Origin of the sequence: Amphritea opalescens, from assembly GCF_003957515.1 — a bacterium.
GTDB classification, from domain to species: domain Bacteria; phylum Pseudomonadota; class Gammaproteobacteria; order Pseudomonadales; family Balneatricaceae; genus Amphritea; species Amphritea opalescens.
The window spans coordinates 184,267-209,110 of the sequence record NZ_RQXW01000004.1 but is presented as its reverse complement, the minus strand read 5'-3'; the positions used below and the strand labels follow the sequence as shown (position 1 = coordinate 209,110).

At 48.4% G+C, this 24,844-nt stretch carries 8 protein-coding genes (1 of these 8 cut by a window edge); all 8 read left to right on the top strand.

Annotated features, from left to right (window positions below):
• The first annotated feature begins 173 nt into the window (after positions 1–173).
• Complete coding sequence (queA, locus tag EH243_RS06225; RefSeq protein WP_126157777.1) at positions 174–1,211, top strand: tRNA preQ1(34) S-adenosylmethionine ribosyltransferase-isomerase QueA; 1,038 nt, start codon at positions 174–176, stop codon at positions 1,209–1,211.
• Between the two features lie 196 nt (positions 1,212–1,407).
• Complete coding sequence (tgt, locus tag EH243_RS06220; RefSeq protein WP_126157776.1) at positions 1,408–2,532, top strand: tRNA guanosine(34) transglycosylase Tgt; 1,125 nt, start codon at positions 1,408–1,410, stop codon at positions 2,530–2,532.
• 41 nt (positions 2,533–2,573) lie between these two features.
• A complete protein-coding gene (yajC, locus tag EH243_RS06215; protein ID WP_126157775.1) occupies positions 2,574–2,909 on the top strand; it encodes a preprotein translocase subunit YajC in 336 nt (111 codons plus the stop codon).
• Positions 2,910–3,085: 176 nt separating this feature from the next.
• The gene (secD, locus tag EH243_RS06210; RefSeq protein WP_126157774.1) at positions 3,086–4,936 is read left to right on the top strand and encodes a protein translocase subunit SecD; all 1,851 of its coding nucleotides are present in this window, start codon (positions 3,086–3,088) and stop codon (positions 4,934–4,936) included.
• Positions 4,937–4,950: 14 nt separating this feature from the next.
• Entirely contained in the window at positions 4,951–5,874 is a 924-nt protein-coding gene (secF, locus tag EH243_RS06205) for a protein translocase subunit SecF (RefSeq protein WP_126157773.1), read from the top strand.
• Between the two features lie 309 nt (positions 5,875–6,183).
• On the top strand, positions 6,184–8,874 hold the full coding sequence (gene rnr, locus EH243_RS06200; protein ID WP_126157772.1) for a ribonuclease R: 2,691 nt from the start codon (positions 6,184–6,186) through the stop codon (positions 8,872–8,874).
• Positions 8,875–9,342: 468 nt separating this feature from the next.
• Positions 9,343–10,698 (top strand): TolC family outer membrane protein, encoded by a 1,356-nt coding sequence (locus tag EH243_RS06195; RefSeq protein WP_126157771.1) that lies wholly within the window; start codon positions 9,343–9,345, stop codon positions 10,696–10,698.
• A 127-nt stretch (positions 10,699–10,825) separates the two neighbouring features.
• On the top strand, positions 10,826–24,844 hold the start of the coding sequence (locus EH243_RS06190) for a DUF4347 domain-containing protein (RefSeq protein ID WP_164549056.1). 23,775 nt of this gene lie beyond the right edge of the window; 14,019 of the gene's 37,794 nt are visible here — the first part of the coding sequence; its start codon is at positions 10,826–10,828; its stop codon lies off the right edge, out of view.

The following is a 24,844-nucleotide window of genomic DNA, read 5'->3' as shown; positions in this document are numbered from 1 at the left end:
GCTCTCCCCTGCCGTCATTGCGGTGTATCCCGTTGCTAAATCATTAGACTCTACTCGTTAATATAGCTGAAGTTTAAAGGGGACTCGGGTAGAATATGCCCCCTTTTGTCGGCTGAGTGCAGGTTGCGCAGTCAGTCATAGCTGAATCACTGAGTTTAGGTTAGCGTTTTTCTATGCAGGTTAAAGATTTTCATTTCGATCTACCCGATGAGCTGATTGCCCGCTATCCGTTGGAAAAGCGTAGCGATAGCCGCTTATTCTGTGTCGATGGCAATAGTGGTGAGTTTGAGCATCGGCAGTTTTTTGATGTATTAGAATGGCTCGAACCCGGTGATTTAGTGGTATTTAACAACACTCGGGTGATTCCGGCGCGCATGTTCGGCGAAAAAGCCTCTGGCGGTAAGATCGAAGTACTGATTGAACGGGTATTGGATGAGCGTTCGGCGTTAGCCCATATCCGTTCGAGTCGTTCGCCGAAGCCGGGTGCCGAACTGACCCTCGATGGTGGTTTGAAAGCAACGATGGTGCGCCGTCATGATGATCTGTTTGAGTTGGAATTTGATTTAGCGGAAGGGCATCTGATCGATGCCTTAGAGCAGTTTGGTCATATGCCGTTACCGCCTTATATGAAGCGTGAAGATGAGTTGTCGGATCGCGAACGTTATCAAACGGTGTATAACGAAAAACCCGGTGCGGTGGCTGCGCCGACTGCTGGTTTACACTTTGATGATGCCTTGATGCGCCGCTTGGAAGAAAAAGGTGTAAATAAGGCCTTTGTGACGCTGCATGTGGGGGCGGGCACCTTTCGGCCGGTGAAGGTAGATAATATTCAGGATCACAAGATGCATGCTGAATATATCGAGGTGTCTGAAGAGGTGTGTCAGGCGGTACGCGAAACCAAGGCGCGGGGAAATCGCGTGTTGGCGGTGGGGACTACCTCAGTGCGTTGCCTCGAAACTGCGAGTAAAAGCGGTGAGATTGAGCCCTTTTTCGGTGATACCGATATCTTTATCTTCCCCGGGTATGAGTTCCGTACGGTGGATCTGCTGATTACCAATTTCCACCTACCTGAATCGACCTTGCTGATGTTGGTGTCGGCGTTTGCCGGTTATGAGCATATGATGGCGGCCTATAAAGAAGCGGTGGCTCAGCAATATCGCTTCTTTAGCTATGGCGATGCGATGTTCTTGACCAAGCAAACGGTGAAGTGAAGCGGTTTTTATCGATGTTTTAAGTGTTAGTGATGGCTGGCGAGCCAAACTAATGGCGGCTGCAGGGCGGAAATAGTGATATCAGCCTTTAATTTATGTAATTAAGCCTTATATAGAGAAGAGATTGCAGCGCCCTTAGCGAAACCCGCGTTGAGGAAACTTACTTTTAGGAACGATTGTGACCAGAGAATGTTTTATGAAGTTTGAGCGTTTGGCGACCGATGGCAAAGCCCGTCGTGCCCGCTTGAGCTTTCCCCGCGGGGATGTGGAAACGCCGGCCTTTATGCCGGTGGGTACCTATGGTTCGGTTAAGGGGATGCTGCCGAAAGATATTGAAGCGATTGGCGCGCAGATTATTCTGGGCAATACCTTCCACCTGATGCTGCGTCCTGGTACCGAGGTGATTAAGGCCCACGGCGATCTGCATGACTTTATGCACTGGAAAGGCCCGATTCTCACCGACTCCGGTGGCTTTCAGGTGTTTAGCTTGGGCGCGATGCGTAAAATCACCGAAGCCGGTGTGCATTTCCAATCACCGGTGAATGGCTCGAAAGTATTTATGGGGCCGGAAGAATCGATGCAGGTTCAGCGCGATCTGGGTTCTGATATCGTGATGATCTTCGATGAGTGTACGCCATATCCAGCTACAGAGACTGAAGCGGCTGAGTCGATGCGGTTGTCATTGCGTTGGGCTAAGCGTTCTAAAGCTGCCCATGGTGATAGTCCTTCTGCACTGTTTGGTATTGTGCAGGGCGGCATGTTCCCGCACCTGCGGGACGAGTCGATCGAAGGCCTTAACGATATCGGCTTTGATGGCTATGCGATCGGCGGTTTGTCGGTGGGCGAGCCGAAAGATGAGATGGTGAAAGTGCTGGATCATCTGGCGTATAAAATGCCAGAAGATAAGCCTCGCTATTTGATGGGTGTGGGTAAGCCGGAAGATATTGTTGAAGGTGTGCGTCGCGGTGTGGATATGTTCGACTGCGTGATGCCAACCCGTAATGCACGAAACGGCCATCTATTTACCCGTAACGGTGTGGTAAAGCTGCGAAATGCTGCGAATAAAACCGATACCCGTCCGTTAGATGAAGAGTGTACTTGCTACACCTGCCAAAACTTTAGTCGTGCTTATTTGCACCATCTTGATAAGTGTAAGGAGATCGTTGGCTCTCAGCTAAATACGATCCACAACCTGCATTATTATCAGGAGCTTATGGCTGGATTGCGTAAGGCCATTGAACAGGGTAAATTGGACGACTTTGTCGATCAGTTCTACCATCTTAAGGGGATGGATGTTCCGCCTCTTAACGTTGAAGTTTGACTTTAAATGTTTGTTTTTATTAAGTATTAGGAGAAGCCTTAATGAGCTTGTTAATTTCTTCAGCACACGCTGCAGACGCTGCCGGACCGGGTGGTTTAGACCCAAGTATGTTCAATCTGATTTTTCTGGTTGGCTTCGGTATCATTTTCTACATGTTTATGTGGCGCCCTCAAGCGAAACGGGCAAAAGAACATAAAGCGCTACTCGGTGGGCTGACTAAGGGTGATGAAGTAATCACCGCTGGTGGCTTGATCGGTAAAGTTGTCCGTCTGAATGATGATTACATTGTTCTTAGCGTCAACGATACCACTGAACTGACGTTCCAAAAGACTCATGTCAGTGCAGCGTTGCCAAAAGGCACAATCAAACAGATCTAAGCATCAAATTGTAACAAAACGCCACTATCGTGGCGTTTTTTGGATGTGATGAAACCATGCCTTTAACAGGCTTGGTTTTTTAACCGTTTAAATCTAAATACTGGTGCCTAGGCGGGGCGTGCATGGTTGTTAACCATGTATCTATCCATCGCTGGGCTAGTTAGGGACAGAGCGCCATGCTCAATAAAAATCCACTGTGGAAAAACGCGCTGATCGTGCTGATATTGCTGATCGGCTGTATCTACGCTGCGCCTAACCTTTATCCTGATGATTATGCTGTACAGCTTTCCGGTACTCGGGAAGCGAATATTGTTAACCAGCCGTTGCTGGATCAGGTTAAGCAGGAGCTGCAGAAGGCGAATATTAGTGTTAAAGGTGATGAACTGACCGATAAAGGCGGGTTGATCCGCTTCGAAGATGGTCGTGCTCAGCTTGAAGCGAAAGAGATTATCAGCCGGACCTTGGGTGATAACTATGTTGTGGCGCTTAACCTGGCACCGACAACACCGGAATGGTTGAGAGCAGTGGGCGCAGGCCCCATGAAGTTGGGTCTCGATCTGCGCGGTGGTGTGCACTTCTTATTGGAAGTGGACATGGTATCCGCCGTTGCACAGCGTCTAGATGTTTACGTTAGCGAAATTAAGACCAAACTGCGTACCGAGAAGTTACGTTACCGTTCGGTTGATCATCGTGAAGACGGCAGCCTAGAGCTTAAATTCTCTACCGCAGATGTTCGAGATCAAGCCGAGTCGCTGCTGCGTAAGGATTACACGGAATTTCTGGTCAGCAGTGAAGACAAAGGCGGTGCGTTCTACATCAATGTCAATCTGACGGAAAGTCAAATCCGTGAGATCGAAGACTATGCGATCAAACAGAACCTAACCACCCTGCGTAACCGGGTGAATGAGCTGGGTGTCGCCGAGCCTCTGGTGCAGCGTCAAGGGCGTAACCGTATCGTTGTGCAGTTGCCGGGTATTCAAGATGCCGCTGCCGCTAAACGGATTATCGGTAAAACAGCGAACCTTGAGTTCCGTCTAGAAGCGACGACCGATGCTTCGCGGGCGACCACTGAGACCTATGACTTCCGTGATCAGAGTCGCCATGCGACCCTTGAGAAGGACATCATCATTACCGGTGCTAGCGTGTCTAATGCGCAGTCATCCTTTGATGAAAATGGTCAGCCGCAGGTGAATATCTCACTGGACGCCAAAGGTGGTCAGATGATGAACCGTACCACGCGGAATGCGATTAAACGGCGCATGGCGGTACTCTTTGTCGAGCATAAGAACCGGACACTGTATGAGACTGTGGATGGTGAGCAGGTTGCTAAGCGGGTTCCTTATGTTGAGAAACGGATTATCTCACTGGCAACGATTCAGAGTGTACTGGGTGCTAGCTTCCGGATTACCGGGCTGGACAGCGCCACAGAGTCTTCTGAGTTAGCGTTGCTGTTGCGGGCCGGTGCTTTGGCTGCCCCTATCTACTTCGTTGAGGAACGTACTGTCGGCCCAAGCTTGGGTGAACAGAATATTTCACAGGGTATGTTGTCAGTACAGATAGGCTTTGCTCTCGTGTTGCTATTTATGGTGGCGTACTACCGGGTCTTTGGTTTGCTGGCGAATATTGCGCTGACCTTTAACCTAGTGTTGTTGCTGGCGGTGATGTCGATTATGTCGGCCACCTTAACGTTGCCGGGTATTGCTGGTATCGTTTTGACCGTCGGTATGGCTGTCGATGCTAACGTGTTGATCTTCTCGCGAATACGAGAGGAGCTTAAAAATGGGTTGCCGACGCAATCGGCGATCAGTGCCGGTTTCGACCGAGCGTTCTCCACCATTTTTGATGCCAATATCACCACCTTGTTAGCGGCCGTGATTCTGTTTGCGATGGGGTCTGGTCCGGTGAAAGGGTTCGCGATTACCCTGTCGGTCGGTATTATCACCTCCATGTTCACTGCTATTCTGGTGACACGGATGTTGGTTAACTTGACTTACGGCGGTCGTGCGCTGAAAAAACTGTCGATTTGACGGAGTAGAGTAAGATGACGACTGAAAAAATCTATAACTTTATGGGGCTGCGTAAAATCGCAGCGGCCTTTTCAATTGCTCTACTGCTGATTTCGATCGGATCACTGGCGATTAATGGGCTGAAGTTTGGTCTGGATTTCACCGGTGGTTCACTCATCGAGGTGGGCTATCAGCAAGAACCGGATCTCAATGGTATTCGGGATAAGCTGGAAAATGCTGGCTATGACGATGCCGTGGTGCAAACCTTTGGTTCGCCGGTTGATATCCTTATCCGCATGGGTGTTGCTCATGACCCTAAGCTTGGTGATCATGTATTGGAAACACTGCAAAGCGGTGAGACCCAAGAGCTAACCCTACGACGTAACGAGTTTGTGGGTGCGCAGGTAGGTGAGGAGCTGCGAGAGCAGGGTGGTTTAGGCATGTTGCTGGCACTGTTTATGGTGATGGTATATGTGGCGTTCCGCTTCCAGCTGAAGTTCTCGGTCGCGTCGGTGACCGCCTTGGCACACGATGTGTTGATTGTGCTGGGCTTCTTCTCGCTATTCCAGTTTGATTTCGATCTGACGGTGTTAGCGGCGATTCTAGCGGTTATTGGTTACTCACTTAACGATACGATTGTAGTGTCTGACCGTATCCGTGAGAACTTCCGAAAACTGCGTAAAGGTGATGCACTCGAGATTATGAACGTCTCGTTGAGTCAGACCCTTGGGCGTACCTTAGTGACCTCGTTAACAACCTTGCTGGTGCTGGTGGCGCTGGCGGTGTTTGGTGGCGAAATGATCTTTGGTTTTGCTATCGCGCTGCTGGTGGGTGTCTGTGTGGGTACCTATTCTTCCATCTATGTGGCGGCAAACGTGCTGATCTTGATGGGGCTGACTAAAGAAGACCTGATCCCTCAGGAAAAACCTGAAGGCGAAGAAGTCGACGAGATGCCTTAATGGTTGTTCTTGTTTTAGCCTTGGTTTTTTGAACCGCTGGGCTAGCGACTGAAAAAACCGTGACCGTTGTCGCGGTTTTTTTTCGCCTGCGGATTGGCTCGATTTGGCGAGGCTGCGAGTCATCGCCTGTTTTGTGTCGGTTTGTTTTCTATTCGATTATTGCCGTCTCAGATAATGACGCTATTATTACGGCTGTAGCGGGAAGTGTTACTTCCGGCTTTTAAACGTGATTCTGGTTCGGCAAAGTGAGCCAGATTAAGGTATTGTTGAAGTATCGTTATTTCAAACCTACATAGCAGAAGATGATGCATGTCAGACTCAAAACATTTTTCTGAAGACCCACAAGCCGACCGCGAAGCGGAGAAGTATGAACGTCCGATTGCCAGCCGAGAGATGATCATGGCGCTGTTGGCGGAGCAAGGCGAGCCCTTGACCCGACCGCAGATTGAAGCATTGTTGGATATTGACGATGAAGAGAGCGTCGAGGCGTTACGCCGTCGTCTGCGAGCGATGGAGCGTGATGGTCAGTTAATGCGTGACCGTAAAGCCCATTATATTTTGCTGAGTAAGTTGGATTTGGTGGCTGGCCGGATCGCGGGGCATCGGGACGGTTTTGGTTTTCTTATTCCGGATGAGGGTGGTGACGATATCTTTCTCTCGGCCCGAGAGATGCGCCAGGTATTCGACGGTGATCGTGCGCTGGTGCGAGCTACTGGGGAAGATCGTCGAGGTCGGACAGAAGGCGCCATTGTTGAGGTATTAGAACGGAAAACCCGGAAGCTGGTGGGCCGCTTTCAAGGTCATGGCGGATTCGGTTATATGACGCCGGAAAATCAGCGGATCAGTAATGATATTCAAATCCTGCCTGATCCCGACGGCAAGTTAGACTATAAACAGGGTCAGCTAGTGGTGGTTGAGTTGATCTCACCGCCTTCTAAGCGAGCTAAGGCGACGGCTCGGGTGGTCGAAGTGCTGGGTGACCATATGGCTCCAGGGATGGAGATCAAGGTTGCTATCCACAACTATGATATTCCGAATGAATGGAATGATGCGATACGTCAGGAGGTGGGTGAATTAGGCCTTGAGGTACCGGATTCGGCGATCGAAAATCGAGTCGATCTGCGTGACTTACCCTTGGTAACCATCGACGGTGAAGATGCCAAAGACTTTGACGATGCGGTTTACTGTGAGCCGATACGTTCCGGTGGTTGGCGCTTATGGGTGGCCATCGCCGATGTTTCCTCCTATGTGCATCCGGGTAGTCAGTTGGATATTGAGGCGCATCTGCGGGGTAACTCGGTGTATTTTCCTGAGTTTGTGGTGCCCATGTTGCCTGAGGTGCTGTCGAACGGCCTGTGCTCGCTAAACCCAGATGTTAACCGTTTAGCGATGGTGTGCGAGATGACCATCAGTGATGCCGGTAAACTCACCGACTATACCTTCTATGAAGCGGTCATTCGTTCTAAAGCACGGCTAACCTACACCAAGGTGGGGGCTATGCTGGAAGAACCGGATTCCGAGCAAGGTATCGCGATGCGCCAGCAATATGCTGAGGTGTTGCCACATATTATCCATCTGCATGATCTCTATTTTGCTCTACGTCGCGCCCGTGAAGAGCGTGGCGCCATCGACTTTGATACCACTGAAACCCGTATTCTGTTTAGTGAAGAGCGCAAGATCGAAAAGATTATTCCGGTGGTGCGCAACGATGCACATAAGATCATTGAAGAATGCATGCTCTGCGCCAATGTGGCCGCGGCCAGTATCTTACAAAGTATGAAACAGCCCGCTCTGTTTCGTGTGCACGATGGGCCAAAAGATTCAAAACTGCAGACCCTACGTACCTATCTTGGGCCCTTGGGTTTGAGTTTAGGGGGCGGTGATGAGCCAACGCCACCGGATTATCAGGCGCTGTCTGAATCCTTAGAGGGGCGTGCCGATAAGCATGTTATCCAAGTGATGATGCTGCGATCCATGTCTCAGGCGGTATACAGCCCCGAACATAAAGGTCATTTCGGGCTGAATTATGAAGCTTATGCTCACTTTACTTCACCGATTCGTCGTTATCCCGATCTGTTGGTGCATCGGGCGATACGGGGCTTGATCCATTCGGATAGTAAGAGCAGCCATATCACCCGTCCGGCCAACTTTAAGCTCGATAAACGCTTTGCGCATCGTTACACCCTTGCGCAGATGGTTGAGCTAGGTGAACACTGTTCGATGACCGAGCGCCGTGCCGATGATGCGACCCGTGATGTGATGTCGTGGCTCAAATGTGAATATATGCAGGACTGCGTCGGCGATGAGTTCAGTGGTGTGATCTCGGCGGTGACGGGTTTTGGCGTATTTGTCGAATTGGAAGAGGTTTATGTTGAAGGCTTAATCCATATTTCGGCTCTGCCGGGTGATTACTATCACTATGATGCAGCTTTGCAACGATTGCATGGCGAGCGTAGCGGTAAATCTTTCCGTCTAGGGGATCGGGTACAGGTGCTCGTCGCTAGGGTGGATCTCGATGATCGTAAGATCGACTTTGAGCTGGTCAAAAAGCTCGAAGCGGGTGAAAAAACCGATGCTGATGCCGATAAACCCGAACCGAAACGTTTGAGTAAGCGGGAACTGCTGCGACAGGGCAAGCTTTCTCTGGCTGAGCTAGAAAGTCGACAGGGACGCAAGCCTGCAGGCCGTCCACTCGGTAGATCAGGCAAACCAGCATCGGGTAAGCCTGAGAGCAAGCGCTCTCGGCATACATCTGAATCCGAAGCACCTTGGGTGAAGTCGGATAAGCGCGACGCTAAGCCAGTCCGCAAACGTGGAGCCGAACCTAAGGGGAAGGCCTCGCAGCAGTCACTGGAAGCGAAACCGGCGAAAAACGGCGCCCGACTGAGTGAGACGGAACTAGAACTGACCCGCTTATCTCGAAAACCCGCTAAGGGGCTGAGTAATCGGGCGAAAAAACGCAAACTGAAAAAATTGCGGGGAAAACGCTCGGAGAAATAATCCGCTAACTCGATCGCCCTTATCGTTCGGCTGTTGTTAACGAGGGCTTTCATTGCAATGAAATAAAGGCAGATATCATCTTGGGTGGTATCTGCCTTTTTTTGTTTTATAGCTGGGTGTTGAGAAAAACGGGTATTTTTTCAGTCTGTTATCGCTGTTTTAGTGTCGAACTAGATGAGGATTACCCATTATGGGTAATTATTTTTTTATATTAGGTAGTATTAATTCATTGTTTTTATTATGTTTTATTTTTTCTATTATTTGTTGGGAATGTTTTTACGTGCTGCAGGCGATAAAATGATATTGACAATTATTGTTTGTAGTAAGTTGAGAAATTGTTCATACTGCTAACTGCACAAAAAGTAATCTATGCTTCTATAAAACTAAAATAACTAAATAGCATTGGATGCTGACTCTCCTGTTAGGTTGCCAGAGAGAGACTCCTCAGGATGAGGCCGAGGGGGAACCATGGAAAACAAAAAAATAACCCGCGCTATTGTTAGTGCGGGTTTCTGTTCTGTATTGCTCTGTTCTACCCAGGCCTCGGCCGAGGACTTGATGGATGTTTGGAAAGTCGCTGAAGAGAACGACACCAAATACCTTTCTGCCTATCATAAGTTCCGCGCAGACCAAGAGATTATCAACTTGAGTCGAGCGGATCTATTGCCAACGATATCCTTCCAATACGAACATACAGAAACCAGTAAAACCATCAATGAGTCGGACAATGCCGTTTTTTATGGTAACTCTGCCGATTATCCCACCGATAGTTATGGTCTGACACTTACCCAGTCAATCTTTGATTACTCCCGATGGCAGCGCTTTGATCAGTCCAAAATCAGTGCTAACCGGGCCGAGGTTGAATATACGTTATCCAAACAACAGTTGTTATTAAGGCTGTCAGAAAGTTACTTTTTAGTGCTTGAGCGTAGTGATCAGCTACGGGCGGTTGCAGCTGAAAAGAAAGCGATGCTGAAACATTTCGAGGTCTCTGAAAAGAAGCATAAAACGGGCCTTGTGAGAACGGTCGATCTGCAGGATGCCTCAGCGCGTTACCTAAATGCCTTGAGTAAAGAGATCGAACTACAAAGTCGTTTAATGGACAGTCGTTATGCTTTGCGGGAATCGTTAGGGACTATGCCGGGGGAGTTATCCCGATTACGCCCAGATATTCAGCTTGAGATGCCGGTACCTTCAGACCCTGAAGAGTGGGTTAAACTCGCTGCCAGACATAACCCCGAATTACATGCCTTGAACCTATCCCTAGATGAAGCGGATAAAGAGGTTAAAGCGTTACGCGGCGGTCACTATCCCACACTCGATTTCGTATTAACTCATGGTAATGAAGTGATTGAAGGGTCGCCCTTTGGTGGCGGCAGTAATATCGATACGACCGAGATATCAGTCCAGTTGAATGTGCCTTTGTATTCAGGTGGCAAAACCTCTGCCAAGCTGCGTCAAGCGATCGAAAAGCGTAGCAGTGTGCTTGAAGATCGCAACGACAAACAGCGTTCTGTTGAGCGTTCAGCACATGATGCGTATTCCCGTATCAATGAGGCTATTGTGCAAATAGGTGCGCTTGACAAGTCTTTGCAAGCACAGGAAGGACGCTTGAAGTCTAAGTTGGCAGGCTATCGTGGTGGTCAAAATAGCCTCGTGGAGGTTCTGGATGTTGAGCAGGATCTTTCCGATGCAAGACAGGCCTTGATCAAGGCTCGTTATGATTATGTGCTTAATGTTCTGCGCTTGAAATTTTCGGTGGGCGCTCTGCAGGAAGATGATCTGTCTGCCATCAATGGCTGGCTGGTCAGTCATGAATCATAACGGGCAGGCAATTCTTCCCTTTAACGCACTTTAGTCTAGAGCCGTACCTATTTACCACAGGTAGTTACTGAAGAAAGCTTATTGGTTAGCCGCTTTTTTCAAATGAAAAAATCATTGGATGAAAATTATGTCGTATATATTCAACCGTCTATTCCGAATGCGTTATGACAAATTCCGCAATTTAAGACAGTACATTTGGAGCAGTCAAGGAATCACTGCCCGACGACGTAATACTTATCTGATGGAACAGATGGAAAATCGTTATCTGCTGTCTGCAGATGCCGCCCCGCTTGCGTTAAGTGCCGAGCTACTTAACGAAGAGGTCATGGTCGAGCAGCTTATTGATGCAGGTCTAGCCGAAGCGAGTAATTCACAAGAGCTACAGTTAGTTCGTCAGCATGATGATGACTCGAGCAATGCTGATACGAGTAGTGATCCCCATGCGGATATTGAAAATCTGAATCTAGTCGATCTTCAGGTTGCAGCTGAGGAGTTAGAAAAATTAGCGGCAGTGCAGCCGAAAGAGGCTGAAGGGCAACCGAACGCTGAGGGTGAAACTGAAGCGGCCACTACCGTTACGATTCAACATATTCAACAGTTGAGTGGACATCAGTTTGTTGTCATTGACCGTTCAGTTGAGGATTATCGCGCACTGTTGAGCACCTTTATGGGGGATGCGGGTAGTGATCTTGAATGGCATGCAGAAACGACCAGTGCGGGCGATGTCTTGGTTGCGGATTGGTATCCTGCGGACGAGAGTGTTAACGAAACGTTAGTGGCTGATACGGAGTTGGCTGATGCGCTAGTCGATGCGCCGGTTGCACGTTCGCAGGCGGAGCGCGTCACGGTTGTTTTGCTAAATGCTGAAGGTGATGGTGTTGAGCAACTGGCCGATGTTCTTTCCGCCTATGAAGATATTGCCGCGTTGCATGTGTTATCGCATGGGGCAACCGGTTTACTGCGTCTCGGTACGGCTTCTTTAGGCAGTGCTTCGTTAGAGCGTTACCGTCAACAGTTGGAAGCTTGGGGGAAAGCATTAAAATCAGACGGTGATATTCTAATCTATGGCTGTAATATTGCTCAAGGCGAGGTGGGTATAGCGTTTGTTGACCGGTTGGCGGGTGCAACACAGGCCGATATTGCTGCGTCCGATGATTTGACGGGCAATCGCTTTATCGGTGGCGACTGGATACTGGAGACTGAGTCAGGCTATGTCACCCAGACCCTTGATCTGATGTCCACTGAACAGTTCTCTTTTGCCTCGAATGATCCTCTGTATAGCGGGCTGTTGGCGGCCGATAAATCGGTGGCTATCGGAGAGTTAAATGGCACGGCTGCACCGGTCATCCTAGCGGCAGGCACTGATACCATCAACTTTACCGGCGTTGGTAGTGATATTCGTATTACCGTGACCGGGAAAACCGCTACCGCGCCATTTAAAATTACTGCGCAGGCTGTCAATGAAGCCACGGGCGCACTCGTACCCAATACGTTACGTACTTTTCAGTTTGCCGACGGTGATGATGCCACTATTAAGAACATTAAAGTGGGCCGGCTTGGTTATAAAACCGAGCTTGAGTTACAGACTAAAATAGATGTTTTAGATACATCCACACTAGCGTCCGCCCACATCGCTATCAGTAAAAAGGGTACCGCTTTATCGAGTGATGATGCCTATAAATGGGTTAAAGACTATGCGGTGATGGGGATCGATCCTACCGCAACGGATGCAGCTACACAGTTAGATACTAAAAGCGCAGTTGCAGTGGTCACTACCGGAACCGGTGAGATTGGCAAATTATCGATCGGTAAAGCCCTGGATGCTGGGAATACCCGACTTATTATCGATGATATTGGTGCGCCAATCGATATTGATAGAGCGAATACGAATTACAGCGGCAAAATTGATCTGCTGTATAACTCTGGTGCTTCAAATACGGTGTTGACCAATTACGTTAATCTGTCGGCGGGCAATATCATTAAGGGGGTCGATACTTTAACGGGCTTTACTACCGCATCATTTGCCTCATTTACCGCCGATAAGGGCGATCAAAAATTTGATGTTACCGGTTTAACTGATGTGACGGTAGCTGCCGGAGCGGGTGAGGATTATCTCGTCGGTGGTGCCGGAAGTCAGACCTTAGAGGGGGGGGGCGGAACCGATAATTATGTGTTTAAAGACAATTGGGGCGCTGATCAGGTTATCGAGCAAGCGGATAGCAAAGATGGGTTAACGGTGATTAAAGGCGGCGATGCCGATATGCTGGACTTTTCTGCGCTGACCCAAGCTATCACCGTTGAGTTTCATCCATCAGTTAAATCGACAGAACCATTGTCGACCCCTACAGTGCCGGCTATTCCGGTGGTATCTGAAGTGTCGGATTCTGATCGAACGTCGACCGATCAATACGGCGTGCAGGTCTTCCAGGGCGCAAATGTAACGACCAGTGCACACTCAGTAAAAAATGCCATCAATGTTGAAAAAGTGGTCGGTGGGCTGGGTGATAACACCTATAAGTTCAATAATGACTGGGGACAGTTCTATCCGGATACGACGCCGGCACTGACAGAAACCGTTAACTTTTTTATTGATGACACTCAATCGACCAGCAAAAAAGGGACGTTGGATTTCCGTGAGGTCACCCACGACTTAATCTTTGAGTTGGATAGCGTCAGCACAATCTCTACCGGTACACCGGCGGTCACAACGATAACATCTTCAGTGAAAGTGACGGCTGTTGTCGAGAAGCAAATTAATATTGGGACGGCAGTAGCTCCCATCTTAAAAACAATTACTTACACCTATGTTGTGAACGCAGATAACGTTGCCAACATCATTGGTGGTCAGGGTAAAAATACCTACATTTTCAAAGATCAGGATGCCTTGCAGGGCAAGATTCTGACCGCGAAGACAACCGGTAGCTTGGCTGAAGGCTTGGTGACCGGTAATGTCTATGTGGCTGGCGCTAATATCGCCAAAACCGATGGCGTGAATATTCTGGACTATTCGCAATACAAGTCTACTAATACCAACGATGTGGTGGTTGACCTAGGTGAAACAACGCCGGGGGTCGCTAAGAAGGCGGTAACTGGCATTCTTAATACCGCCGATGGTGTCGCCGCTCCGACGGCTACCAACGAAGTACAAAAGCTGACAATTCCAAAAGTTAAAGCATCACCCACTGTCGCTCAAGAACTGACCAATATCACCAGTTTTAGGTTGTCTTTGGGTGGAGTGGAAACCATCGACATTAGCAATTCAGGTACTGCCGCTTCAATAGCAACAGAGATGGCTGCTGCGCTGAACTCTCTGGTGTTGAAAGCAACGCCGGTTACGACTACCAGCACAACTCCTCCAGCAACGACTCCAGTAACCCCTGCACCATTGGTGACGGTTACGGGGAGTGGTTCGGCTGCCGGCACCACGCCTTACGATTTCACTATTACGTTTCAATCGTTATCGGCTGGACTGAATATTCCAGAGATTAAGCTGATAGCGGAAGCTCGCCAAGAGAAAAGGACTACGGGGGGAACCACTCAAGCGACGATTGTTTTAAGTGCTGAGACTGAAACTAATCCCGATCCTCTTACTATCGTTAAAGCATATACATCCAGTGGGCCGACTGCCGAAGATCGTTACACCCTGACCACGACCGTTAAGACTCTAACCATTGATGCAGTTGAATTTACGGCGGCTAACACGGGATTAAAAGCGGGTGCCATTGATCGTATAGATGGTTTAAAAGGTACCACTGATTCCGGTGCGGGTACGGTTAAGAGCATGACCGTCTTAGGCGACTTTGGTTTGTTGGTTAATAGTACGGGGAGTGGTGATGACCTTATATTCTCTGATAACTATACCCAAGCTGTCAGTGTTAAAACTGGGCGTGTCTGGGATGGCGGTGATGGTCAAGATGTGATTACAGGCACACTTCAGGGCGATATCTTTTATGGCGGTTTAGGCAATGATGCAATCGGCGGTGGCGCAGGTGATGATAACCTCAGTGGTGGTGCAGGCAATGACCGAATCAGTGCTGGCTTAGGTGATGATGTTATCAGCGGCGGTGCTGGTAATGACCATCTCAGTGGTGGCCTGGGTGATGACAGTATCGTGGGTGGTACCGGTCATGACGTCCTCTATGGCGGTATAGGTGACGATACCCTTATTGGTGGTAAAGGCTACGATCATTATGTGTTCATCAATGATTGGGGCCAAGATGAAGTGATTGAAAGCCAAGCAGGTAAAGATGACAAAACCACGGATGCCGGACTAGAAACCCGTGGTGATGTGCTCGATTTCTCCAATGTTACCCAGGAGATGACCTACTTATTTAATAGTTCTAATCTGTTGGCGGGTACTGGTACTTTCATTAAAGATAAAACTAGCTGGACTAAAACCCTGTCTGGATTTGGTGATGTGTCGGGTCATTTTGCACTGACAGCCAATACGGTGCGTGTAAATAGCGAAGGCAATGCGAATGAAGTGCAACGACTATATCTAGGTGGCGCTAAATCTGGTGTTTTCACGGTAAAACTGAATAATTTTCCTAAACCCGATGGTACTTTTGAAACGACAGCACCGATCTCAATAACAGTCGGCGCCAACACGACGCTAACAGCGGCGAATATAAAAACGGCACTGGAAGCAAAGCTTAGAACACTACTGACGGATAATGGCGTAGCGCCCGTTGGTGATCTGGTATCGGTTAAGTCTGCAGGGGCAGGGACCGGTGCTTTTGATGTTGAGTTCAAAAAACCGATCTATACCAATATCCCATTAATGACGATTGTCAGTGCGACTGGACTGACCTATACGCCGCCGGTGGTCGGCACCGTGGTGCCGGGTGTTAATACCGTTGACACGACGACTCAATTAACGACTAAGCACACCAACGGCTCTATTAATATCGACCTAGGCCTTGCTGAATCTGGTAGCTTCACTTTAGGTTTTGAATATACTAAAACAGTGAGTGGCGTAGAAACGCCTAACCAGTCTGTATCTATTACAGTGCCTATCGCATCCGGCTCTACCCCTAACGATATTGCCGCCCAGATTCAGCAAGAATTAAACGATCATAGCTCACAAATATTTGCCAACGTGGTGGTTTCCGGTATCGGTAATAAGTTTGAAATTACCGTCTTAAACCCTGAAATTAGTGATCTTCATGCGGTCGCGATCACTAACGCGACAACACTTAAAGGCAAGCCCGACATCTGGTCTACTGTTGAGGGTTCTTCGGTTCGCGAAATTAAGCAACTGACACTCAATAATGTCACCGAAGGTAGCTTTGTTTTAACCATTGGTAAGTACTCCACCGACCCTATTGCTATTGATACGACAGCCGCATCTGTTGATCAGCAAAAAGAAAATACGCGCTTAGCTATCCAGACGGAATTAAATAAACTTAACCGTAATTTTGTGCAGAAATACACGGTAGAAGTCGTCACCGGTAGTTTTACTGATGCACTGAAAGAGTGGCAAATCACCTTTACAACACCGAGTGAAAATGATGTAACGGATATGTCTGTCGACGTGACAGGCCTATCCGGGACGAATAATTTACAGGGTCGTGTGACGACTCTGGCCGATGGTAGCGTGCCTGGCAATATTCACGCGTTTGAGACTATTCTGGCGCCTAATGCGGACGCGACCTTTATCTTTGGTTCTGCGTCGATAACCGACATGCTGGCGGCTATCGCCGTTCCAGAAGCGTTACGTAAAACAAATTCTGTCACCATCGACACCAGTACTTTGACAGCGAATGACCATGTATTGGATATCGATTTTAGTCAGGTTACGGATGAACTGAATTTTAATTTTGAGCAGGTTGGGGCGGTTAAAGAGGTTCAGCCACTCATTATCAGTAGCAGCACTGGAGGTGAGTTTGCGCTTGATTATAAGATTCAAGAAATTCAGCGATTGGCCTTTACCGGTGCGGAGCAGCCAAGTGGAACCTTTAAGTTAAGTTTTACCGATCCTGGAGGCTCTCACGCCGTTAAAACCACGGCAACGCCGATTCAAATTATTACCGATGCGGCTACCGGTAAAGTAGACGTTAAAGCCACTGCTTTAAAAATTCAAACCGAACTGAATAAACTGACATTCACATCCACTTCTGGCTCTCAGAATCTTAATGTGAAAGTGACCGGTGTGACGGTTGATGGCTCGCCTATAACAGCAGAAACCACCAACGAAAGCTTTAAAGCCAACAGTTGGAATATCAACTTTACCAACAAAGAGCTGGTCGATGTCGATCTGTTGCAAGTCACCTCTGCAACGGTGACCTCCGTGGTCACTACCGTCAAAGATGGTGTGCACAAAGTAACCGATAAGATTACCTTTGTTGCAGGGAATAAAGAGGCGAATATCACCGAGCTGAGCAATAAGCTGAACGAATTATTGGGTGACGGCTCGGTTACCGTTAAGGAGCAGCGCTTTGGTAGCACGGCGGCGCAAACTAAGCTAAATATTACCTTTAATAATCCGGGCGATGTGGTCTTAACAAAAGCCTTGAAAAATCTAGATGGCTCGGCTCTGGGGTATACCGCAGCGGTGACGGGGGCATTTGAGTTGGCCACGACTGCGGCTAAGGGCAAGGTTGATGGTAATACGGGTCAATTATCGCTTACTGTCGAGCGTGTTGCGCCAAGACCTACCGCACTAAGCACTGATGCTCAAGCGTCGGGTCTGGTTGACACATTACTTGGTGAGAGTGTTTTTGAAACATTTGTCTTTACCGATGTAGGTGAAAATACCATTGTGCGTGGTGGCGTTAATTCGAATACGTTCGCCATCTCGGGTAATACGACGTTCAAAGGAACGATTATTGGTGGTACAGGCTTTAAGCCTCTCTCCGCGCAGCTCAATGTTGACGGTTTGATCGATCTCTTGTCGCTAACACCACCTGATTTAGCCGTCAAAAATACTGTTGATATATCGGGGGGTAATTTCGCGGATCTGACCAAGATTTCGTATGTAAATTTAGCCGAAACCTCCAAATCATCCGTTGCTGTTGATACGGTTGTTGATGGTCATCGAGGTGCTGAAGTCCAACGTCTGTCTATCCCCGAAGCTCAGCGTGGCGGTTTTACATTAACCGTACAGGGTGACGCGACGACGGTAACCACGGCCCCTATCTATATGATGCCGCCGGTACAGCAACAGTTGTTGGTCACCGACGCGACGGACTTTAATCTGACCTATGTCACAACCATCGCTGGTGTTCAAACCGTTCAAACCATGACCGGTTTAAGCACCGGCGCCGCAACGGGTGATAATTCAACGGCTATTGCGGATAAAATAAATACGCAATTAGCCACAGAGTTTGGTTTGGCTACTGGTTCAAAGGTCGTTTCGGTGGCTAAGAATGAGGGAGGCTACCTCATTGCTTACACGAACCAGAATAACATGGTGGAGTTTACCGGCGTCCTGACGTCTGCGTCAGGTAGTGTGGCGGTATTTACGCAAGAAACAGCAACATCGCTTAATGATGTCGCTCTGGCACAGCGTATTGAAAACGCGATATACGCTGCGATGGCTCTGCCTGCGGGTACGCCAAAAGCGATTTTAGTCACGGCGGGTGACGCGGGAACATTTGATCTGCGCTGGCGTGTGGAGGGGGATAAAGCGGTTACTACGCTGACTAATATTTCTCTTTCTGCACCAGCGGTTGATCTCGTTTTAACGCCATCAGCGATGACTGCGCCACAAGTCCACTCAATTACTATTACTCACGGTGCCAATACTGATCCTTATAATTTATATATTGGTATTCATAAAACAGTAGATCTAGCTCAGGATGCCGATAAGGATGCTATTGAGGCCGCCTTACAGCAGCTTATTAATCAGCAATCGAGTTTGACGGGTACCGTGACGGTGACGGGCACGGGCACTGGTCCCTTCACTATTAGTATTGCGGGTGGCTCTGTTGCATCCATCGAGGCTAAGAACAGCAATTTTTCAACGGTATTATTGGGTACATCGACTATTACCAGTCAGTCGACCAATGGTCAGGAGGTTCAAACTCTTAATATTAACGGCGCCTCGCAGGGCATCGTGGGGCTGAAATACAACCTGAAGACCTTGGCTGATAACAGTCCGGTCACCGGCTCCGTCTATGTGGATGTTGCACTGCAAGTAGGCGAGACCGTCGAGACGCTTCGCACACGAATCGAAACGGCACTAAATAATGAATTAGGCACCAACGCGACAGCCACCGTTACCCTCGTTGGCGATAATTTCAGGATTAAACTGACACCGTCTACTACGCATATTGTCGAATCGGTGGGTGGCACTGGTTATGGCTTATCATCGGCCACGACCGATCAATCCTTAACGCCGGTAAAAGTAGGGTTAATTGATGCCTATCTGGATCGTACGGATAGTAGCAATGCTTCTCTAGTTGAGACCAACCGGATCTATAAATTTGCTATGCCGCCGGTGGTTACCAGTGAGGCTATTAGCGGGACATTCACGCTTAGCTTTGGTGGTGTGACCACCGGTTCCATTGATTATGACGCTAACAGTAGCACGCTGCTAACGAATATTAATGCAGCTTTGACGGCATCCTCTATCAATGCCTTACCCGCCACTTTAGTGGGAAGTGAGTTTGTCGTTGAAATCGTGGTTGATCTCAGTGCGGCTGCACAGCCTTTTATTGTTGATGGCTCAAACTTAGAGATTGTTAAGAGTACCGCCGTTGCTGCCCCCGGTGTGGCTGCCAATATTGTCACCATTGCCAATGGCAGCGCGGCTAGCAGTGTGGCAGAAAAACAACGTGTTACGTTGGTGGATCAGTCGCTGACCACCTTCCGTTTATCCGTTAACGGCGTCAGTACGCTGGATATTCCGGTTAATCAGAATGATGAGACGACTAAAGGCGCTATTCAGAGCGCACTGAATGCGGCCTTAGGTGCCAATAAAATTACCGTTACGGTCAATCCTGATAACAGCAAGACTAAGTCATGGATACTGGAAGTCACCGGAACCACTCGCCTTAGCGATACGGATAATCTTGTCGTTGGTGATAACGCTAATGCCATTACTGGCTATGCGAAAGACGACTTTACTCAAACGGTTTTAACCAGCTTATTGGGTAAACAGGCAGGTTTTACTGGCCGCATTCAGAATATCGATAATGTGACCTACGGTGCTGGTATCAACATCGCTTTAAATACGACACTTAACCCTGTTGCAGCGTTGGGCAATGCTTCATTGGGCAGCAATGTATTTGAGGTGGGTGGTAACTTAATTGAAAACTCAATTGCTAACCCTTATGCACAATTTGTTGCAAACGCAGTGCTTTCTACGGCGATTAACGGCGAACCTTCACTGTTTTCGGAAAATGTTGTGGCCCCCGGTGTTCATATTCTTGCGGGTGGTTGGGGGGCAGATACCTATAAGTTTAGTGGTTTATGGGGGGCTGCTGCTGTTATTGAAGCACCGGATATCCAGGTTCTAGGTGTCAGTGATTTCTTTGATACATTAGATCTTTCTGAGGCTGGTTATGGTCTTAAAGGTCAGTTGGGTAGCGGTGAAGTTAAAAATACCTTGCACTATGATATCTGGGAAATTACCACCGATAACATTAGCGAACTCACCGATCTGATCAGCGTGGGTCGAGATGATGCTGAAGTCCCTCTGCTATCGATTGGTGCTAATTTTATTATGGTCCGTGACGAGATATTCGGATCAGCATTGAAGCGATTTGGCATTCCGTTGCCTGAAGACATTTTGTTGGGTAACTACGTTTTTGCTACCGGCATTGAAAATATTGTTGGCGGTGGTGGTGACAATATATTCACTTTCCATAGTGATGCTCGTTTACGTGGCGTGATCTCTTCTGAGGGCGACATTACCCTTAACTATCAAAACTACGATACTGAACTTGATGCTGCCGGTAAGGCTATTGGTGTCACAGTAGATGGTACTGCGGGTATTGCTTATACCTTATGGGAAGCGGTTGAGGTGCCGGTTTGGGGGGAAATCGCCGAGTCTAAAGTCCTGTTTGGCAGTGCGACCTCCGTATTGGGTGAGCGTTGGAGTTCGCTTTCCGGTTTGATTAATTCAGCGGTTGCTGCGGATTCGCAGTATAGCCTGTCTAATAACGCCGTGGCCGGCTTTACCAAAGTGATCGGTTCGAGCGGTGATGACACCTTTGTTGGTAACAGTAATGATAATATTTTTGTCATTGGCCAGGGTGGTGTCGATACGATTGATGGTGGTGAAACCGATGAAAACGGCAATACCCTTAGTTTAGAAGGCCAAAGTGCAGACTATTCTATCGATTTAGCGCTGGGCACAGCGTTACGAGCTCAGGGGGATGAACAGCAATCTTTAGTGCTTAATGCTGTTGAGGGCGACCAGTTTACCCTCGAGTTACCTTCAAGTGATGATTCGGCGGTTGGTGGCTTTACCACTGCGGATATTGCTGTTGGAGCAAATGCCATTGCGACCGCCGCGAATATTAAAACTGCGCTTGAATTATTCCTTGGGGCTAATAATGTCGACGTAACCCCCGATGACGTGACGGCGGGTAAGTTTGCGATTACCTTCTTGAATCTGGATCGATTTGATAATCCCGAACAGCTGATCTTTACTCCAACCCACTTAACGGCTTCGAGCGATACGTCGGTTCAATCGGCGGTTGCGGCGCAGTCTCCATTAGATGGTACTGAGCGAAACTACATTCATCAGATTGCTTTAGGCAGTCAGGTGAGCGGCGGTGAGTTTACGCTTAGCTTTGATCACCCCGATGGTTCGAGTGGCTTGGTCAGCGCTGTTATCCCAGCATTGGCCGATTATTCGGCGATGATGCAGCAGATTGAAGATAAACTGAATGGGGTTGCAGACTTGGCGGTCAATGTGACTCAGCCGGATCCTGCTTTGGCAGAAGATCAGCGTAACTTCACTTTAAATATTGAATTTATTACCCCGGCCTACACTGATGTGACGAATGTTAGTTTGGCTACAGGGAACCTAGAAAATGGATCGACCATTGTCACTGTTTTGGATGGTTCTATCATTGTCGCCAACTACAAAAATATCCAAAACTTGGAAAGCGGTGAAGGCAATGATGTCTTTATCAATAATAGCGGTGGTGTGGTTGTCACGGATCTGGTGGATAGAAGTACAAATCCGACCGAGCCCGCTTCGTTTGAGCTAGATTTTACTGCGAATAGCTTTAATGAAGGTGAATTAGTCACCCTGTCTTTTGCCAATTTTGAAACAACCGCGGGTGTGACACCCGATCCCGCGCGTTTGGCGGCGGTTTTTGCTATTGGTGCTGACAATGCGGCAACACTCAGTAATATAACAGCGGCACTGGATGAGCTGGCGGGTATCACGGTTGCGGTTAGTAGCGCGGTTGATGGTAAGTTTACGGTGCTATTTTCAGCCTCGCCTGCCCCTGTGGTGAGCGACTTTAAGGTGGATTTGGCTAAAACCACTTTTACCTTTAATGACAAATTTGGTCAGGATCAGGTCTTCTCCACCGGCACATCAGATGTGCTTGACTTTTCTTCGATCGCGGAAACGATTACTCAGTCGGCACCGCAAGCAGATGCCGATGGTGAATATACCTCATACTCTTACAGCGACGAATCCGGCACCCTCCATGAGGTCAAAGCTTACGGCACCTTCGAAACAAAAGGTCTAGGGAATATTGCGACAGGAGAAGGGTTGTGGACAGCCTTCAAATCATCTCAAGGCTTTGGTGATATTGTAACGACGACCGCAGCCGTAGGGAGTGGCGCGACACTTAACGCGACCGCTGCAACCGATATAGCGACGATAGACGCGCTTAAAACTGAAGCAATTGCCCGGTGGACAGAGGTATTGCCGGCGGCAGCATTGACCGGTTTACAAAATATTACGGTTGCCGTGGGGGATATTGGTGGAAATGTTGTCGGTAGAACGGTGAGTGCAGCCGGCACGAATGGTTTGGATTACACCATTACGCTTGATGATAATGCCGCCGGTGCGACTTGGTATTTAGACACAACGGCAAGCGATGACACCGATGATGGTGTTTATGATGGCATTGACTTGCTGACGGTATTAATGCACGAAATGGGGCATGTGTTAGGCATGAGTCACCCTGATTTCGCTACCACCGATCTGATGATGGAAGAGATTGATAAAGGTCAGCGTTTGTTGCCAACATCGGATCACTTTAAGAGCTTGTCGGATCAAACCAAGTTAAGTATTGGCTTGGGCGAACTGGCCACTTGGTCATCGCATATAGGCACTAAAATTGATAACTATCTGGATGACTCAACGGCTATTCCGTTTACTGATTTATCGTTGTCTGACCTATTGGGAGATAAAGTTACCAATTTAGATGGCACGATTCAAACCAAAGTGCAGTCCTTTGTCGACACCATTGATGCTTATCTCAACCTAAATAGTTCGGCCACGACCAAAGACCTCTTAGAGCATTTACAAACCATCGGTTCGACTGATGGCTTTGCCATCAATGTCGCCTCATCCTCGAATTTAAAAGAGTATAGCGTTGCGCTGACGCTCGAAAGCTTTAGTGAATTGGTCAATCTGGATCTGAATGAACTGATTTCATTTGGTGACTTTGATTTTGATTTGCCGATTGATATTACTCAGTCTCAGCCTCTGGTGATCCGTGGCGGTATCGACTTTATGTTTAACTTTGGTGTTGACGATGACGGCGCCTTCTATGTTCGAGACCCTGGGTTAGATGCGCACTTCAATTTTGGCGAAGAATATATTGATATTGTCGGTATGACGGCGGGTTCTGCTGACACCACACCGGCAACTGTGACTATTGCCGGTGATCATGTCGGCGCGATAAAAAGTACCAGTGCCGGTCAATTTATGGTCGGTGATAGCTTTTACCTACAGGGGTCAGGCTATACCGATGAGCTCTACACGGTTGCAGCGATAGAATTAAGTCCCGATGGTAACTCGACGATCATTACGCTCGAAGAGGAAATTTCAGCCTCAGATCTGTCCGATGAGATTGCTGGGAATCTGATAAAAGCCTTCGATTTTGGTGTTAATTTAGGGCCAGTTGGCTTTGAGGTGAATGACGCAGCGCTATCCTTAGGTGCATCGATTGGTATGGGCTTCGATGGTGTGCTGAATTATCAGGACATGCTCAACGATAACACTGCATCGCTAATGGGATTGCCGAGCTTAGAAGGTGATGCTCACTTTGAGGTGTTATTGCCGGTATCACTCTCGGGTGCGCTGGACGGCTTTAGTAATGAAGTCGGTTTTATCACCGCTAGCAGCAGTGGTTTGCCTGAAGATGCCTCCATGGCGCAGTTCCTTGCCAGTATTCCAAGCTCGGTTCAGTTTGATAATTTAGAAGAGGTCTTCTCATTAGGTGGCTTGTCACTCGATATGATTATCGGTGGCATCGATGAACTTCTTAAAGATGTTGTCGGCACCGATCGCGAAGTATTGGGTCAGCAGACCGGTAATACCGTTAATTTCTATGAAGAGCGCTGGGGGGCGGGGGGTACACTGGCGACGGACAGCTATAAAGTTGCTCCGGTCGGTGGTCCACAGGCCAGTCGTTATGAAATTCTTGAAGATGGTAAAGGCATTACCCTGCTTGAATGGACAGATACAGACAGTGGCGATAGTTTCTGGGGTGTTGAGCTATTCGAAAGCGATGTGCGTGTTGTTCAAACCTACGTCCATACGGCATGGGAATTAATGGGTAGCTATGATGCTGACGATGTCTTGGTTGAGCGGATTACCGAAAATGAGGTAACAGATGCTACCTTTATCGATACAACGGATAACTCCTCTACGACGGGCGAAACTCTGTCGCGCTTCAACATTAAGGATGGCGTGCTCTATGACAAAATCGCCCTCATTGACGCCAGTCTTGCTGATATCTTAGGTGATAGCGGTGTCAGTTTTGCGGCGGGCCTGAGTAGTGCCGTCAGCACTGTGCGTGATGCGGCGCGAAATGTTCAGCAGCTGGAAGATATGCTCAACGAAGAGCTGCGCATTTTATTGGCGCCTCTGGGTATTGCCTCAGACGCCGACATGGTTGATATGAGTTATCTCAATTCAGCGTTTGATTTCGATCTAAACCTAGACCTGATTGCGGAAAAAGAGTTCGACCTCGCACTCGATATTGATGATCTTGGTTTAGAC

Bases quoted from the DNA above. Each gene is read 5' to 3' on its own strand.
- queA (WP_126157777.1), top strand. From the start codon at position 174: ATGCAGGTTAAAGATTTTCATTTCGATCTACCCGATGAGCTGATTGCC.
- tgt (WP_126157776.1), top strand. From the start codon at position 1,408: ATGAAGTTTGAGCGTTTGGCGACCGATGGCAAAGCCCGTCGTGCCCGC.
- yajC (WP_126157775.1), top strand. From the start codon at position 2,574: ATGAGCTTGTTAATTTCTTCAGCACACGCTGCAGACGCTGCCGGACCG.
- secD (WP_126157774.1), top strand. From the start codon at position 3,086: ATGCTCAATAAAAATCCACTGTGGAAAAACGCGCTGATCGTGCTGATA.
- secF (WP_126157773.1), top strand. From the start codon at position 4,951: ATGACGACTGAAAAAATCTATAACTTTATGGGGCTGCGTAAAATCGCA.
- rnr (WP_126157772.1), top strand. From the start codon at position 6,184: ATGTCAGACTCAAAACATTTTTCTGAAGACCCACAAGCCGACCGCGAA.
- EH243_RS06195 (WP_126157771.1), top strand. From the start codon at position 9,343: ATGGAAAACAAAAAAATAACCCGCGCTATTGTTAGTGCGGGTTTCTGT.